Genomic DNA, 13,690 nt, shown 5'->3' with positions numbered 1-13,690 from the left:
GAAGCTTCGTACCATAGGAGAGACGTCCACCGTTGCGTTCCCGCCGCTATCTTGAGCACCTCGAACGCATCCAATACAAATCTGGACGGACACATCTGGAAGGCATCACGTTGAGCACAACCGAGACTCTCGAAAGCACCCCCAATCCCGCCGAACCGACCGCCCCAGCGCACACAGAAGCGCATGACCACGCGCACGACCATGAAGGTCACACGCATGACCATGAGGGTCATCAGCACGGACCTGCGCTGAACCCCGAAGTGACGCGCGAAGTCGAAGTCGAAATTCCCGCGGACGAAGTCAGCCGCAGCTTCCGCACCGTCGTGAAGCGCTATCAGAAGCAGGCCCGCATTCCCGGCTTCCGCGCCGGCAAGGTGCCGGAGACGCTCATCCGCACGCGTTTTGCCGAAGGCATCCGCCAGGATGTGGTCGAAGCCGTGTTGCCCGCCCACTTCCGCACCGTCATCGAAGCGCAGAACCTCAAGCCGGTCTCGCAGCCGCAGGTCACCGACCTGCAGCTCGAAGACGGCCAGCCGCTGAAGTTCAAGGCCATCTTCGAAGTCCTGCCGGAGTTCTCCATCGACGGCTATCAGCAGATCAAGGTCGAGAAGCCGGACACCTTGCTGACCGATGAAGAGCTCAACGCCGAGCTGGAGCGGGTCCGCGACTCGCGCTCCACCATGGAGCCAGTCGCCGAGGATCGGGCCCTGGTCGATGGCGATTGGGCACAGATCAGCTTCAAAGGCGAGATCGTCGGTGACGCGCCCGAGACCGAAGGCCAGCCCATCGAAGGACAGGACACCATGATCGAGGTCGGCGGAGAGAACACCATTCCCGCCTTCAACGATGCCCTGCGCGGCTCCAAGCCCGGCCAGGAGTTGAAGTTCGAAGTCAGCTACCCGGCTGATTTCGGCGAGCGCCGCCTGGCGGGCAAGTCCGTCTCCTACGACGTCGAGATCAAGGCCATCAAGAAGAAGATTCAGCCCGATCTCACCGATGAATTCGCGAAAGAACTCGGCGAATACGAAGGCATCGAAGACTTCAAGAACAAGCTGCGCGAGCACCTTGCCAACGACAAGGAACGCCGCCTCAAGGCCGAGACGCGCGATAAGCTGGCCGAGGCGCTGGTCGCTCACTATCAGTTCCCGGTTCCCGAATCGCTCGTTCAGAATCAGATTGACGCACGGCTCGATCGCGGTCTGCGCGCGCTTGCCTCGCAAGGCATGCGCACCGAAGACATGCGTAAGCTGGATTTCGCCCGTCTGCGCGAGGCGCAGCGCGACTCCGCGGTCACTGAAGTCAAAGCCACGCTGATCATGGACAGAATCGCCTCCGCTGAGAACGTGGAAGTCAGCGATGACGACGTGGAAAACGAGTTGCAGCTTATCTCTCTGCAGACCCGCGAACCCTTGGAAACACTGCGCCTGCGTTTGACGAACGAAGGCTCGCTGGCTAGAATTCGTGAACAACTACGCAGGGAAAAGACAGGAAGCCTGCTCTACGAGCGTCTCGCTTAAGAGGAGTATTCTGGCCCGTGAAAGGCGCGATTTTCACGGGTCGTAACGTCACACCATCGCGGAAGGATTGAGAGTAAGTCTAGATATGGCACTCGTACCCATGGTCATCGAGCAGACGAGTCGCGGCGAACGCGCCTACGACATCTATTCCCGTCTGCTTCGCGACAACATCATCTTTCTCGGTACACCGATCGACGACCAGATCGCAAACCTCATCATCGCGCAAATGCTTTTCCTCTCCGGCGAAGACCCAGAGAAGGATATTCAGCTTTACATCAACTCCCCGGGCGGCTCGATCACTGCCGGCCTGGCCATTTACGACACCATGCAGTACATCAAGAACAACGTCGTGACCTTCTGCATCGGTCAGGCGGCCAGCATGGGCGCATTTCTGCTCATGGCGGGAACCACGGGCAAGCGTTTTGCCCTTCCCAACTCCCGAATTCTCATTCATCAGCCGTCGATGGGTGGACTTTCCGGCCAAGCTACCGATATAGATATCCACGCTCGCGAGATTCTGCGTATTCGCGAGATTACGAATAACCTGATGTCGAAGCACACGGGCCAGTCGCTGGAACGGATCGAACGCGACGTGGAACGCGATTTCATCATGAACGCCCCCCAAGCCAAGGAATACGGCATTATCGATGAGATCATCGATCGGCCGCGTGCCTGAGCAGTAAGGCAAACCGAAGGAGCAGCCACATGAAAACGCGTACGGGATCGGACGATACATTACGGTGCTCGTTCTGTCATAAATCGCAGGACGCCGTTGCTAAATTGATTTCATCGCCCAGCGATTACCCCCGCGCGTATATCTGCGATGAGTGCGTTGCCGTCTGCAACTCCATTCTGGAAGATGACCGCAGCGAAACACCCACCGGGGCTGCTCCCGCTCACCTCCCCAAGCCACTCGAGGTCAAAGCGTTCTTGGACGAGTATGTGATCGGCCAGGACCAGACCAAGAAGAAGCTCGCGGTAGCGGTTTACAACCACTACAAGCGCATCCAGATGAACCGGACGCGCGGCAACGACGTCGAGCTTTCGAAGTCGAACATCCTGCTCGTAGGCCCCACCGGAAGCGGCAAGACGCTCCTGGCGCACACCCTGGCCAAGATGCTGGACGTGCCCTTCGCCATCGTCGACGCCACGACGCTGACCGAAGCCGGCTACGTCGGCGAGGATGTCGAGAACATCATCCTGAAGCTGCTGCAGGCAGCGGATGGGGATGTGGCACGCGCCCAGACCGGCATTATCTACATTGACGAGATCGACAAGATCGGACGCAAAGACGAGAATCCCTCCATCACCCGCGATGTCTCCGGCGAAGGCGTGCAGCAGGCGCTGCTGAAGATTCTTGAAGGCACCGTCGCCAACGTCCCGCCGCAGGGGGGACGCAAGCATCCGCACCAGGAATTCACTCCCGTCGACACCACCAACATCCTCTTTATCTGTGGAGGAGCGTTCGTGGGACTGGAACGCGTGGTCGGCCGTCGCGTGGGCAAAAAAGCTCTGGGCTTCAAGGCTATCGCGGAGAAAGACCAGCAGCCGGAGGGTACGGGCCGCAGCCAGCGCGATTCCGAACTGCTGCGCCAGGCCGAGCCTCAGGATCTGATCCGCTTCGGGCTGATTCCCGAGTTTGTAGGCCGCCTGCCGGTTCTCGGTATCCTCGATGAGCTCGACGAAGCTGCGCTGATCGAGATCCTCACCAAGCCGCGCAATGCCATCCTGAAGCAGTATCAGCGGCTCTTCGAGTATGAGGGCGTGAAACTCCTCTTCACCGACGAGGCCTCGCGCGCCGTGGCGGAAGAGGCACTCTCCCGCAAGGTCGGAGCTCGCGGACTTCGCATGATTCTGGAAGAGTTGATGCTCGACCTGATGTATCACCTGCCCAGTAACAAGAAGATCAAGGAGCTGGAAATCACCGCGGAAATGGTAAAGAAGCGGGATTTGTCAGTTACCTTACTGGAAAAAGCGGGTTAAAGCAGTTACCCGGTCAAAAAGCTGGTTGAAATCATTGACGTTACAAGTACGAAGGAAAGATGAAGGCGGGCTGCGGCCCGCCCTTCGCTTTTGATGGCAAAACCGAAAATTCGACGCATTCCGAATACTCGTTCCGTGACCGAAGTTCGCCCGTTATGTGACGGAATGCGTTAAAGTTCATCTAACAGTGAAAGAAGAAAAGGGGACCCTGTGACCCAATCCAAAGAGAGCCGCGAAAAGAAGGAAGCGCGCGAAAATCGCGAGCAGAGCGATGTACGTAAGCTCCCCATGATGCCCATCCGGGACATGGTGATTTTCCCGCACATGATGACGCCGTTCGTCGTTGGCCGCGAGTCGAGCGTACGCGCTCTCGAAGAGGCCCTGAATGGCGACCGTAAGATTTTTCTCGCTACCCAGCACGACGCGCGAGTGGATGAGCCTCACGCCGACGACATCTATCCCGTAGGCACCATCGGCAACATCGTGCAGAGCGTCAAAATGCCGGATGGGAACATCAAAGTCCTCGTCGAAGGCCTGGAACGCGGACGCGCCATCGAGATGAATGACGCCGACGGCTTTTTCGTCGCCACTGTTCGCACCGCCTCTGCACCGCTTGAGGCCTCACCGCAGATCGAACAGCTGGTGCAGCGCGTCACTTCCCTGTTCGAGCAGTATGTGAAGCTGCAGCAGTCTCTCAACTACGAGACCATGATCGCCGCGGTCCGCACCGATGAGCCTTCGAAGCTCGCGGACACCATCGCCGCCAATCTGCAGCTCGAGATCCCCGAAAAGCAAAATATCCTCGATGTCTTCGATCCCGCCGAGCGGTTGACCATGGTCGCCGAAGTGCTTGAGGTCGAGATCGAAAAACTCAACATGGACCGCAGCATCCAGTCGCGCGTGAAGCGGCAGATGGAGCGGGCGCAAAAAGAGTATTACCTCAACGAGAAGATCAAGGCCATCCAGAAAGAGCTGGGCCGCGGCGAGAAGAATGAGTTCGACGATCTGAAAAAGAAGATCGAGACCGCCGGCATGCCCAAGGATGTCTTCGACAAGGCCATCCAGGAGCTGAAGAAGCTTGAGGCAATGCCGCCCATGTCGGCCGAATCGACCGTCTCACGCAATTATCTCGATTGGCTGCTGGCCGTGCCGTGGAAGAAGAAATCCAAGGAAACGCGCAGCATCGATCACGCGGAGAAGGTTCTCAACGCCGACCACTACGGCCTGGAAAAGATCAAAGAGCGCATTCTCGAGTTCCTCGCCGTGCGCCAGCTGGTCAAGAATCCGAAAGGCTCCATCCTCTGCTTCGTCGGACCTCCGGGAGTCGGCAAGACCTCGCTCGGCATGTCGATCGCCAAGGCGACCGGCCGCAAGTTCGTCCGCATGTCGCTGGGCGGCGTGCGCGATGAGGCTGAAATTCGTGGTCACCGCCGCACCTACATCGGCGCACTTCCCGGGCAGATCATCCAGTCGATGAAGAAGGCGGGCACCAAGAACCCCGTCTTCATGCTCGACGAAGTCGACAAGATGGCCTCCGACTTCCGCGGCGATCCGGCATCGGCTCTACTCGAAGTGCTCGATCCCGAGCAGAACACCAGCTTCCAGGACCACTATCTCGACGTCGAATACGATCTGTCACAAGTCCTGTTCGTAGCCACGGCCAACGTGTTGCACACCATTCCCGGCCCGCTGCAGGACCGCATGGAGATTCTTCGCCTCCACGGCTACACCGAAGTGGAAAAGCTCGAAATCGCCAAGCAATATCTGGTGAGGAAGCAACGCGAGGCGACCGGTCTTACGGAAAAAAACATCACCTTCACCGATGAAGCGCTCACCGAGATCATTCGCGGCTACACCCGCGAAGCCGGCGTCCGCAATCTGGAGCGTGAGATCGGGAATGTCTGCCGCAAAGTGGCTCGTCGCGTAGTAAGGAGCGGCGCGAAGCATAAGGAGGCGGTCACTGGAGAGAATGTCTCCGAGTTTCTCGGCGTAGCCAAGTTCCGCGATTCGCTGGTGCACGAGAAGAACGAGATTGGCCTGGTCAATGGCCTCGCATGGACCGAGGTCGGCGGCAGCATCCTGCAGACTGAGGTTCAGATCCTCGATGGCAAGGGCAAGCTCACCACCACCGGCCAGCTCGGCGATGTGATGACCGAGTCGGCGCAGGCCGCTCTCTCCTACATCCGCAGCCGCGCGCATCACCTCGGCCTGCCGCGTGATTTCTATCGCAACCTCGACATTCACATCCACGTGCCCGAAGGCGCAGTGCCCAAGGATGGTCCATCGGCAGGTGTGACGCTGGCAACAGCGCTCGCTAGCGCGCTGGCCAAGATTCCGGTGCGCCGCGATATCGCCATGACCGGAGAGATCACTCTGCGCGGCAAGGTGCTGCCCATCGGCGGGCTCAAGGAGAAGCTGCTCGCAGCCCATCGCGCCGGCATCTTCGAGGCGATCCTTCCCAAGGACAACCAGAAGGATCTCGCCGATCTGCCCGAGAACCTGAAGACCGCGATGAAGTTGAACTTCGTCGAAACCATGGACGAAGTGCTCAAGCTGGCGCTCGCCGCGCCTCTTCCCGAGATCACCGAGGACACGCCCGAGGTATTGTCTGCGGTCGTGCCACCGCCAGTGAATCCGGAGCAGCGTCCTCACCAGTAACCTCTGAATCAACTTCCGATCTATGAGCCGTGGCGCATCGCGAATGTGCCACGGCTTTCCATTTCCAGTAGCCGTTCATCAACAAGCAATCGCTTGGATTCTTGCTGCCTCGTCGAGAAGAAGGTAGAGTTTTTTCATGAGGTTTTGCCGTCGCACCCGTTTACTTTGCGCTCTGCTCTTTGCAGTGGCGTGGGTTGCGTCGGCCTCGTGGAGTGAATCGGCTTTTGCGCAATTTGCTCTGTGCCAGCCGGTTCAATCTCCCTGCTGCCCTCAGCCTGCCGATAACAGCGGCGAATCTTGTCCTGTCTGCCAACTCACTACCAATGCCGCAGTACGAGAGACGCGGGATGATGAAGGCCGCCAAAGTCAGCGGCAGCGCGAATTTCTGCGGATACAAATCTCCCACAGACCGGACCCGTCATCTAAACGCAGACTACGCGGAGAATTCCTCGCAAGCTTCCGCTATCAACGCGAAGTCTTCGACCTCAAAGACGATCTTCGAATCTAGACCTATCTCCTGTGAAGTAATGCGCCTCCAGGCGCACAACCATCACTATCAACTCAGGAGATATTTCCATGAAACTCAAAGCACTCGCATTTGCCTTCGCAGCAATTCTCTTCGCCTCTTTGACCGCTCAGGCGGCAACAACCGTTGCCTCCTGCTGTGGCGAACCCGACTGCTGCACCGGCAGCAGCTGCTGCTAATAACTAACACAAAAGCCCCGGATTGGTCCTCATCACAGACCGATCCGGGGCTTTCTGCTTTCCTCCGCAGCTTTTAGACCACTTCCAAAGCCTGCTCCAGATCCGCGAGCAGATCGTCCCCATCTTCGATGCCGACTGAAATACGCACCAGCCCATCCGTAATGCCAAGCTTGGTGCGCGCTTCGGCTCCGATGGCTGCGTGCGTCATGGTCGCGGGATGCGAGATCAGCGTCTCCACGCCGCCCAGCGACTCACCCAGCGTGCAGACCTTCACCCGCTTCAGCATGGCGTTGGCATTTTCGAGTGAGCCCATCTCGAAGGAGATGAGCGCGCCGAATCCTGACATCTGTTTCTTCGCCAGCTCATGCTGCGGATGCGTCGTCAGGCCCGGATAGAAGACCTTCTGCACCCTCTTATGCCCGGCAAGAAACTCTGCGACCTTGCGTCCGCTCTCTTCATGCTGGCGCATGCGCACCGCCAGCGTCTTCACGCCGCGCAGGATCATCCAGCATTCAAAAGGAGAGAGAATGCCGCCGGTGCATTTCTGCACGAAAGCAAAGTCCTCTTTGTGCTTGGGCCTGGTCCCCACCAGCACGCCGCCGAGGCCGTCGCTGTGTCCGTTGAGGAACTTCGTCGTCGAGTGCATCACGATATCCGCACCCAGTTCGATTGGCCGTTGGAAGTAGGGCGACATGAAGGTGTTGTCGACGGCCAGCTCCACGCCTTTTTCATGGCACACATCGGCCACGGCGCGGATATCGGTCAGCGTCATGATGGGATTGGTTGGCGTCTCGATGTGTACCAGCTTGGTCGTGGGACGGATCGCCCGGCGCACATTCTCCGGGTCTGAAGTATCCACGTAGCTGAACTCGATGCCGTAGCGCGTGACGATCTGGTTGAAGAGCCGCGGCGTACCGCCATACACATTCTCGCCGCAGATGATGTGATCGCCGCTGCGGAACATGGTGATCATCGCCATGATCGCCGCCATGCCGCTGGCAAAGACGTGCGCGCTCGTTCCGCCTTCGAGCGAGGCCAGGTTTTCCTCGAGCGCATCGCGCGTGGGATTGGAGACGCGTGAATACTCATAGCCTTTGTGCTTGCCGATCTCTTCCTGCGCATAGGTCGAGGTGAGATAGATCGGCACATTCACCGCACCCGTCAAGGGATCGGGAGCCTGGCCGTCGTGGATCGCTCGTGTTGCAAAGCCGTGCTTCTTGTCAGTCATAGGAGACACTTTCAGATGTTCATGGCCGTTTTGGCGTCGCAGTTAGGGAAGAAGCAGGATCAGGCTTCTTCAAAGATCTTCTTCGAGAGATAGCGCTCCGCCGAATCGGGAATAATGGTTGCGACGCGCTTTCCCGGCCCCAGGCGCTCGGCAATCTTCAACGCGGCATGCAGGATGGCTCCGGCGCTCGATCCGCCCAGCAATCCTTCTTCGGCAGCCAGTTTGCGCACCATGGCGAAGGCATCCTCGTCGCTCACCATCATGATCTCGTCGGCGACTTCGTGATGAAAGGTTTTTGGGATGAAGGAAACACCGATCCCTTCAACCTTGTGCGGTCCGGGCGTTCCGCCCTGCAGCACCGAACCCTGGCTCTCCACAGCAACGTTCAGAACGCATGGGTTCCGCTCCTTCAAAAACTGAGCCACGCCGGTGAAGGTTCCACCGGTTCCCACGCCGCTCACCCAGGCATCCACCTTGCCCTCCATCTGCTCCCAGATTTCGGCGGCAGTCGTGTCGTGGTGGAACTGCGGGTTGGCCTGGTTGTCGAACTGCAAGGCGGCGAAAGTTGTGGGGTCTTCCCCGGCCAGTTCCTTCGCGCGCCGGATGGCCTCTTTCATGCCCTCGGCTTCAGGCGTCCGAATGACAGTTGCCCCGAATGCCCGCATCAGGATGCACTTCTCCTCGGCATAGCCCTCGGGGACAAACAGGACCACGCGGTAACCGCGGTTCACCCCCACCAGGGCCAGCCCGACCCCGGTGTTGCCGGCCGTAGCCTCCACGATGGTGCAGCCCGGGGTCAGCTTTCCCTGCCGCTCGGCCTCCAGGATCATGCCCAGCGCCGCGCGGTCCTTGACGCTGCCGCCGGGGTTGAGAAACTCCAGCTTGACGTAGACGGAAGCCCAATGCGGACGGGCGATTCGGTTCAGCTGCAGCATGGGAGTGCGGCCCATCAGCTCGGTGATCTCGCCGGCTACCCGCAAACCGCTTTCGGTTACTTGAAGTGTAGATTCAGTCATAGCAAAACAAGTTAGTGTAGCAGCACGTTACTTTTCTCTTGTCTGGATGTCCAAATTCACGCTTTTTCCGCTGCCTTTGAGCGGCACTAATGTAAACTTTAGTCACTTTTTGCCGTTAACTGACGGTAGTAGTCTCAGTTTTCGCCTGGGTTTTTCGTTCGCACATCGCTCGGCTGAGCGAGCCAGGATTTCGAAATCTGCTTCTTTGTCTGGTGGTCACGTGCCTATCGCACTATCCAATACGCTTCCCGGAAAAAATCGCGCCGTCCAGCTCCTGATCTTAGCCGCACTGGGTGCCTGTATCTGCGTAGCTGCAGCCGGCTGGCTGCACTACAGCGCTGCGAAAAAGCTGAATGAGTCCCGCGATTGGATCGAGCATTCGCAGACCGTGATGTCGAGCCTGCGCTCAGAGAGCCAGGTCGCCGACCGCATTGACACTGCCACCCGTCTTTTCCAGCTCACCAAGGACGAAGAAAACATTCGCAGCGCTCAAACAAGTCAGGTATCTTTCAATTCCGGCGCACTGCGCCTTCAGGACCTCACCTCCGACAATCCCCGCCAAAATGGCCAGGCGAGAAAGCTGGTGGTCTGCGCAGACTCCCTCGGCAAAGCTATTGGCAGGCTAAAAGAACAAGGCGACGCCGTTACCAATCCTCTTTCGCAATGCCGCCTCATCCTGGGAACGCTGCAGGAGGTGGAACGCGAACTGCTCTCACAACGCACCGACGAGTCAAAGCTGAATTCCCAGCGCAGCATCATTCTCAGCGTCTCATTCACCGTTCTCTCCATCCTGGTGATCCTGGCCCTCTTCGGCTTTCTTCTTCGCGACGCGGTTCGCCGCAAGCAATATGAGCGGCGGCTCTATGAAGCGAACGAGAAACTGGCCAGCACCGTGCGCGCCCTCGAGCGGCAGGCCAAGGAGTCGACACTCCTGACCAGCGTTCGCGATGAACTACAGCTTTGCGTGCGGCTGGCGCAGGCCCAGGAGTGCGCCATCCGTTACTTCGAGCAGCTGCTTCCCGGCACCTCCGGAAGCATCTGTCTGACCAACAACACCCGCCACATGGTGGAAGAGGTAGCGTCCTGGGGCAGCTCTACCCTGGTGATGGATGCCTTCACGCTGGAAGGCTGCTGCGGGCTGCGCTCGGGGCGCATGCGCTGGCGCCGGCCCATGCAGTCCGAGGTTCACTGCACCCATTTCAACGGTCACGTGCCGGAATACTACGTCTGCATCCCGCTCGCGGCCTATGGAGACACCCTCGGAGTCGTCTATATCGAGTGCCTCTCTCCTGGCGTAGCTGCGATGGTCGATGCCAACATGGCTCCCATCGAACAGATTGTCGAGCTTGCCTCCATCTCTTTTGCAGGCCTCAATCTGCGCAGCCGCCTGGAGCAGCAATCCATCCGTGACGGACTCACCGGCCTCTTCAATCGCCACTACATGGAGATGGCGCTGGACCGCGAGCTTCGCCGCGGGGCGCGGCACAATAAGCCGGTAGCGGTCATGATGATGGACATCGACCACTTCAAGCGCTTCAACGACACCTACGGCCATGAGGCAGGAGACACCGTCTTACGCGAGCTGGCGGAGAATTTTCTGCAGGCGGTTCGCAACGAGGACATCCTCTGCCGTTTTGGCGGCGAAGAGTTTGTCGCCATCCTGCCTGAGCTGGACCTGGAGGCAGCCATGCAGCGCGCCGAGGGGCTCCGGACCATGGTCAGCGAGATGCGCATCTATAACCGCGGCGAGTGTTTGCCCGAAGTCACCACATCCATCGGGGTGGCCATCTATCCGCAGCACGCTGAAACGGTCGAAGAGATCCTGCGCTCCGCCGATCGCGCCCTCTACGAAGCCAAGCACCTGGGACGCAACCGGGTAGTCCCGGCGGAGAGTGTTCTCCTCGCCTAAAACCGGTTATGCATTCGCTGCCAAACCCGATGCCCTGAAAAGGCAGACGCCCCGATCACTCCCAGCAAAGACCTATTTGCTTCCCGCGCCCGGCTGGGCCACGACCTCGGTAGAGGAAACCTTCGGATAGTAGCCGCTGCGCGTCCGGACCACCATTTTGCCATGACCGCTGGCGCGAGCCTCCACCTTCACCGTCCGGTAGCCGCCTTGCGAGGCCGGCTTGGTCGAGTGATAGCCGATGGTGTACTGGTTGCGGATATCCTTGGCCACTTCGGTGGCGATCACGTCGACATCGTTCAGCGATTTCGGGAAAAACGCCAGGCCGCCGGTCTCATCCGAAAGCAGCTGCAAAGCCCTCTTGGCCCGCCTCGATTCCCTGCCGCCTTCATCGCCGAAGAGCAGGCCGATCGAGTAAACCACCGGCCCCTGCATCTGCTGCACCCGGCGGATGGCCTGCTCCAGGGTGAGGCTGGAAGCATTGTCTTCGCCGTCCGTGATGATCAGCAGTACCTGCTTGGAGCGCTTCGCGCCCTTGGCCAGCTGATCGGCCGACGCTACCACCGCATCGTAAAGCGCCGTGCCGCCCTTCGAATCGATGTGGGCAAGGCCGTCGCGCAGCTTGGCGAGATCGGAGGTAAAGTCCTGGTCGATGAAGGCTTCATCGGAAAAGTTCACGATGAACGCCTCGTCCTGCGCGTTCGAAGCTCGCACCAGGTCCAGGGCGGCCGCGTTAACGGCGGCGCGTTTGTCACGCATCGAGCCCGAATTGTCCACCAGAATGCCCATCGATACGGGAATGTCCTGGTGCTGGAACGAGGCAATGGCCTGCGGAGCGCCATCCTCCCAGATCTTGAAATCCTCTTTATTCAGGTCATTCACCAGCCGGCGGTTTTCTTCGAGGACGGTCGCGTTCAGCACCACCTCGTCCACATCCCGGCGCAGCGTGAAGCCGTGATTGCCCTTTTCGATGTCCGCGCCGTGGGTCGCCGCGGTCGCATGGTCGGGGCTGACGGTCTCATTGTCGGTCGCGTCCGGAGAAGTGATCGGGTCCCGGTCGACATTGAGCGGCTGCTGAGTCTCCGGACGCAAAACCTGCCTCGGTGAAGCTTGCGCCGCAGGCGGCGTAGAAGCAGCAGACGCCGGCGCAGCGGGAGCGGTCTGGCCCAAGGCGGGCAGAGATGCGAGGGAAAGAAGAGCGATCGAAAACAGGAACCGGTTATTGCAGAGGGGCATAGTATCCGTTGCGGGCATGGACGGTGAGTGGAGGTAGTCCCGCGGGCGGAACCAGCCTCACTCTCACTTTACGCCACTTACCGTCGCGCTTCTCATCTGTCGGCTTATAACCCAGCACATATTCATGTCGCAGCTCGGAGCTGATCTTGGTCGCGATGTCGCCCATCTCGGCAATGTCGTCGACGCGAAAGAGCCTTCCCCCGGTCTCATCGGAGATGTCATTGAGCAGCAGCGGACCCATTCGCTCTTCCGTGGTCGCCGCATAGGGATCGAAGATGCCGATCGAGTAAATCTGCACGCCGGACTCCCGAACGACGGACCGCACCTCGCCCTCGGTGTAGCGGCTGCGGTTATCGCCGCCGTCCGACACCACCAGGAGCGCCTTGCGTTCATATTTGGCCTGCTTCATTTTGTTGAGCCCAAAATAGATCGCGTCGAGCAGGGCGGTGCGGTGACCGGCCTTGACCGTGGACAGGCGGGCGTCGATCTCATCGGTCGACGAGGTGAAATCCTCGATCAGCTCGGGACGGTCGTTGAATCCGACCACGAAAAATTCGTCCTGCGGGTTCGAGGTCTTCATAAATTGCAGGATCGAGTCTCGGGCGCGGATGACCTTGTTGGCCATGCTGCCGCTCAGATCGAAGATGACACCGATGGAAACAGGCGCGTCTTCCGACGAAAAGCTTTTAAGCGCTTCGGGGTGATTATTTTCATAGAGCGCGAAGTTTTCTTTCTCCAGGCCGGTAACCAGGCGATCCATGGGATCGGTCACCGTGAGTGGCACGAGAACCAGGTTCACATCGACGCGGATTCTCTCGCCTGCCCTTGCCTTCAGAGCCGCTTTTCCTTCCACAGGAGGTGGTTCTGTCGACGGAGGAGGAGGGGGTGGTGGCGGAGGCGCCACGTGAATCGTACTCAGCGGATTCTCCTGCCCCAAAGCACGATAGGGTGCAAAGACGGCCAGCATTGCCAGCAACGCTACAGGCCCGAGAACGGCCAGGTTGGACAGAAGCCAAGCTCGTCCGCAGCCATGCCGGGGCATAGGAGCGGCGTGATATCGGGAAAACGAGCCGGGAACCGAGATCGGGGGAGTAGCGGAAACCAACTCAACGGCATCCGGCGAGCGCAAACAGGCCGGGCTGTGGGTAGCAGACATGGACGGAGCCATCCGGTTCTCACAACGCTTCATGCCACAGCAGGCGGAAAAACGGCGCAAAACCCGAAGCGCTTGTGCACAGCATCCTAGCATGGCCGGAAACCCGCTGCTGATACCCCTTTCATGATGTCGCAACCCTTTGGTTACCTCCCCGCCGGCGAAGGAGCAATCCATCTGTAGAGGAGGGCTCCGCGCCGGAACGGGATGGACGCCAAGGCACTGATTTACAATCTGTCAGAACGACTGAGTATGGATTTGCCCGTCCCCGGCTCCCCGCGGGAATGC

10 protein-coding genes are annotated in these 13,690 nt (G+C 59.3%); 6 read left to right on the top strand and 4 right to left on the bottom strand.

Going from position 1 to position 13,690, the window contains the following annotated elements; translation table 11 throughout:
* The first annotated feature begins 32 nt into the window (after positions 1 to 32).
* From tig to XX99_RS28260, 5 genes are all read left to right on the top strand, one after another.
* Positions 33 to 1,517, top strand: a complete 1,485-nt coding sequence (tig, locus tag XX99_RS00200) for a trigger factor (protein WP_231581095.1) — start codon at positions 33 to 35, stop codon at positions 1,515 to 1,517.
* A gap of 85 nt (positions 1,518 to 1,602) precedes the next feature.
* Complete coding sequence (clpP, locus tag XX99_RS00195) at positions 1,603 to 2,193, top strand: ATP-dependent Clp endopeptidase proteolytic subunit ClpP (protein WP_050057374.1); 591 nt, start codon at positions 1,603 to 1,605, stop codon at positions 2,191 to 2,193.
* 29 nt (positions 2,194 to 2,222) lie between these two features.
* A complete protein-coding gene (clpX, locus tag XX99_RS00190; RefSeq protein ID WP_050057373.1) occupies positions 2,223 to 3,500 on the top strand; it encodes an ATP-dependent Clp protease ATP-binding subunit ClpX in 1,278 nt (425 codons plus the stop codon).
* 210 nt (positions 3,501 to 3,710) lie between these two features.
* A complete protein-coding gene (gene lon / locus XX99_RS00185; protein ID WP_082125126.1) occupies positions 3,711 to 6,158 on the top strand; it encodes an endopeptidase La in 2,448 nt (815 codons plus the stop codon).
* Between the two features lie 576 nt (positions 6,159 to 6,734).
* A complete protein-coding gene (locus tag XX99_RS28260) occupies positions 6,735 to 6,863 on the top strand; it encodes a hypothetical protein (RefSeq protein ID WP_260314670.1) in 129 nt (42 codons plus the stop codon).
* A gap of 73 nt (positions 6,864 to 6,936) precedes the next feature.
* Here the strand turns inward: XX99_RS28260 and XX99_RS00175 are convergent, their stop codons facing one another.
* Both XX99_RS00175 and cysK read right to left on the bottom strand, forming a co-directional pair.
* Positions 6,937 to 8,091, bottom strand: a complete 1,155-nt coding sequence (locus XX99_RS00175) for a trans-sulfuration enzyme family protein (protein WP_050057371.1) — start codon at positions 8,089 to 8,091, stop codon at positions 6,937 to 6,939.
* A 59-nt stretch (positions 8,092 to 8,150) separates the two neighbouring features.
* A complete protein-coding gene (cysK, locus tag XX99_RS00170) occupies positions 8,151 to 9,107 on the bottom strand; it encodes a cysteine synthase A (RefSeq protein ID WP_050057370.1) in 957 nt (318 codons plus the stop codon).
* 220 nt (positions 9,108 to 9,327) lie between these two features.
* Between cysK and XX99_RS00165 the strand changes: the two genes are divergently transcribed.
* Positions 9,328 to 11,016, top strand: coding sequence for a sensor domain-containing diguanylate cyclase (locus tag XX99_RS00165; protein ID WP_050057369.1), 1,689 nt, complete (start codon positions 9,328 to 9,330; stop codon positions 11,014 to 11,016).
* A gap of 72 nt (positions 11,017 to 11,088) precedes the next feature.
* Here XX99_RS00165 and XX99_RS00160 read toward each other — a convergent pair whose 3' ends face one another.
* Complete coding sequence (locus tag XX99_RS00160) at positions 11,089 to 12,249, bottom strand: VWA domain-containing protein (protein WP_050057368.1); 1,161 nt, start codon at positions 12,247 to 12,249, stop codon at positions 11,089 to 11,091.
* A complete protein-coding gene (locus XX99_RS00155) occupies positions 12,233 to 13,405 on the bottom strand; it encodes a VWA domain-containing protein (RefSeq protein WP_231581094.1) in 1,173 nt (390 codons plus the stop codon). Before XX99_RS00155 ends, XX99_RS00160 begins: the two co-directional genes overlap by 17 nt.
* Positions 13,406 to 13,690 lie beyond the last annotated feature (285 nt).

The organism is Silvibacterium bohemicum, assembly GCF_001006305.1.
GTDB classification, from domain to species: Bacteria; Acidobacteriota; Terriglobia; order Terriglobales; family Acidobacteriaceae; genus Silvibacterium; species Silvibacterium bohemicum.
Note: the sequence above shows the minus strand (reverse complement) of the source record. Positions and strands in the feature narration are given on the sequence as shown.

Coding starts and splice junctions, on each gene's coding strand:
- clpP (WP_050057374.1), top strand. CDS start 1,603: ATGGCACTCGTACCCATGGTCATCGAGCAGACGAGTCGCGGCGAACGC.
- clpX (WP_050057373.1), top strand. CDS start 2,223: ATGAAAACGCGTACGGGATCGGACGATACATTACGGTGCTCGTTCTGT.
- XX99_RS28260 (WP_260314670.1), top strand. CDS start 6,735: ATGAAACTCAAAGCACTCGCATTTGCCTTCGCAGCAATTCTCTTCGCC.
- XX99_RS00175 (WP_050057371.1), bottom strand. CDS start 8,091: ATGACTGACAAGAAGCACGGCTTTGCAACACGAGCGATCCACGACGGC.
- cysK (WP_050057370.1), bottom strand. CDS start 9,107: ATGACTGAATCTACACTTCAAGTAACCGAAAGCGGTTTGCGGGTAGCC.
- XX99_RS00160 (WP_050057368.1), bottom strand. CDS start 12,249: ATGCCCCTCTGCAATAACCGGTTCCTGTTTTCGATCGCTCTTCTTTCC.
- XX99_RS00155 (WP_231581094.1), bottom strand. CDS start 13,405: ATGTCTGCTACCCACAGCCCGGCCTGTTTGCGCTCGCCGGATGCCGTT.